A 2925-nucleotide genomic window follows, 5' to 3' on the forward strand; every position below is an offset into this window, starting at 1 on the left:
CGTGTCCAGGACGCCGGGGATCGCCTCGGCGAGAAGGGCGGTGTCGTGGGCGAGGTCGGGGTTCGCCATCGTCGGGCCGACCTGGGCGCGGCGCAGCACCGCCACCATGTCGTCGTCGACCTCGCCGTCCGTGGTGACAGCCATCCACTTCACGACGGTCGGGCGGCCGAGCGCGTTGGAGTAGATGCCCTGCACGAGGTACGTCGGCCGGGACACGTCGGCGGTCAGCACCGGCGCCTCCTGGCGGTCCAGGCGGACCAGGACCTTGTCCGTGAGCCACTCCATGACCGGGTGCAGGTCGGTCAGCAGGGAGATGTCGGGCCAGCTCGACGTCGCCGAGGCGCGGGCGCGCACGAGGCTGCTGTCGGCGAGCCGCCGGTTGAAGGTGACCTTCAGCCGGTCGCGCAGGCCCTGCTCGCGCACGTACTCCGGGGGCAGTGCCTTGAGGCGGTGGACCAGGTCGGAGGGCGGGACGAAGGAGAGCAGGCCCTGCTCGGGGTCGATGGACAGGTCGAGGCGGTCGTGGGCGTCCGGGTAGACCTCACGCAGCGCCTCGTCGAGGAACTCGCGGGCGGAGCCGAACAGCCGGGGCACGTCCGCCCGGGGCACCGCCCCGCCGCCGTCGCCGCCCGCGTCGCCGTCGGCGGCGTCCTCCTCCGGCTCGTCGTTCACGGCGCCGAAGAAGTCGGCGAGGAAGTCGTCCACGCCGTCGTCCCCGCCCGCACCGGAGGTGCGGTCGGCGTCCAGGGACTCGTCCACGTCACGGCCCCGCAGCAGGTCCTGGATGAGGGACTTCTCCTCGGCCTCCGCCCGGTACAGCCCCGACACCGCCTCCGCCGTGCCCAGCGACCGGTGCGCCTCGGACTCGCGCTCCAGCAGGCGCTCCGAGACGAGCGTGTCGTCCTTGGCGCCGTCCACCGCACTGGTGAGGATCAGCGCCCGGAACTGCGGCTGGTGCGGCTGTCCGTAGCGGTCGATGCGGCCGTTGCGCTGCTCGATGCGGATGAGCGACCAGGGCACGTCGTAGTGGACGAGCTGGTGGCACTGGCGGTGCAGGTTGACGCCCTCGGAGGCGACGTCGCCGGTGAACAGGATGCGCACGGGCGTGTCCGCGAGGCCGAAGTCCTCCACGCACTGCATCTGCTGCTCGTCGGACAGGCCGCCGTGCATGACACGGGCGGCCTGTTCGGCGGCCTTCCCCTTGAAGCCGAGCGCCGCCGGCACGGTCCGCGCCAGCCACTCCAGCGTCTGCACCCGCTCGGAGAACACCACGACCCGGGTGTCGGACTTCGGCCCGACCCCGATCTCCCGCAACTGCTCCAGGAGCGCCCCGAACTTGCCCGAGTCCTTCTCCGTCATGCCCGACGCCAGCTCCAGGAGCCGGTGCAGCGCCGCGCGCTCGGCGGCCGTCGCCTCCGGGTCTTCCTTCTTCTCCAGCGTCTTGATGCGCGTGGTGACCGTGGCCTTCAGCGCCGTGTGCGAGGAGAGGAAGGACTTCAGCAGCGTGTACGGGAACAGCGGCACGTCGCTGACCGACTTCGACCCGTCGGACGGCAGCCACACCGCCGCCAGCTCCTCGAAGACCTTCTCCTCGGCCGGCGTCGCCGTCACCCGGACCGAACGCGACGGGCCCCGGTCCGCCCACTGCCCCTTCATCTGCTCCCGCACCTCGGGGCTGACCTTCGTACGGCGGATGAACAGGTGCCTGATGTCGTCGGCGCGGTAGTGCTCCGGGTCGCGGATCGCGGCCGGGTCGAGCAGCGAGATCAGCTCGGCGAAGGAGCGGGCGTCGCCGTTGTGCGGGGTGGCGGAGGCCAGCAGCAGGGCGTCGGTGTGCGGGGCGAGGGTGCGGGCGAGCTGGTTGCGCAGGGACCCCTTGTTGATGAGGTTGTGCGACTCGTCGATGACGACCGCGTCCCAGTTGATGCGCTCCAGGTGGTGCTTGTACTGGTCGGTGTTCTTCAGGGTGTCGATGGAGACGATGACCCGCTTGAAGTACGTGAACGGGTTGCGGCCCGCCGGGATCTCCCGCTGGATCCGCTCGATGCCCACCGAGTCCAGCCGCACCAGCGGGATCGCGAACCGCGTCCACAGCTCGTGCTGGAACTGCTCCAGGACGTGTTGCGGGGTGACGACCAGGATGCGCTCGCCCCGGCCCCGGCGGATCAGCTCGGCGAGGGTGAGGCCGATCTCCAGGGTCTTGCCGAGGCCGACCACGTCCGCGATGAGCAGGCGGGGGCGCAGGTTGCGGCCCGACAGGGCGAGCTGGGCGGGGCGCTGCTGGTAGGGGAGGGCGTCCAGGAGGAAGGAGTCCGCGAGCGCCAGGCCGCGCTCGGCCTGCGGCAGCGGCGTCTTGCGCAGCACCGCCTCCAGGAACAGGCGCGAGCGGCGGAAGTTCGGGGAGTCGTCCCGCACCAGGCGGGTCCGCCTCGGGTCGAGCAGCTCGATCCGGTCCAGCTTGTCGAAGAACACCGCCTCCTGGTCGCGCACGAAGTCCGACGCGCCCACCGCCTCGATCCTGGCCCCGTCGTGCTCGGTCCGCGTGGCGTTGCGCACCAGCCACACCTCGTCCCGTACGAGGATCTGGGCGCCCGGCGGGTACTGGGCGTCCTCACCGCTCGTCGCGGGGGCGGTGCTCAAGTCGGCGGTCACGAGGGGGCCTCCTGGGCGATCGTGTCGATGGGGTGGACGTGGGGCGGTGCGGACGACCGGTGGTGGGGGCACGTCCGGACCGGCGGGAGGCGGGGCCGGGGGAGCGGGCGTGGGGCCCGTCCCGGCCGACCGGCCGCAGGTGTCTAGAACGGGGCCTTCGCCGCGTACGCGGTGCGCAGCCGCTCCGCCGTCCTGCGGGCCTGCACGGAGTGGCGCAGCGAGTGCGCCGCCGCCTTCGGCCGCTCGGGGTTCGCGGGTGGGCGGCGGTCCGGC

At 72.4% G+C, this 2925-nt stretch carries 1 protein-coding gene; it reads right to left on the reverse strand.

The features are described from left to right. The coding region (locus B7767_RS23235; protein WP_085573899.1) for a DEAD/DEAH box helicase at positions 1-2652 on the reverse strand (2652 nt) is incomplete at its 3' end. Positions 2653-2925: the final 273 nt, after the last annotated feature.

It is taken from the genome of Streptomyces sp. 13-12-16 (assembly GCF_002114215.1).
Classification (GTDB): domain Bacteria; phylum Actinomycetota; class Actinomycetes; order Streptomycetales; family Streptomycetaceae; genus Streptomyces.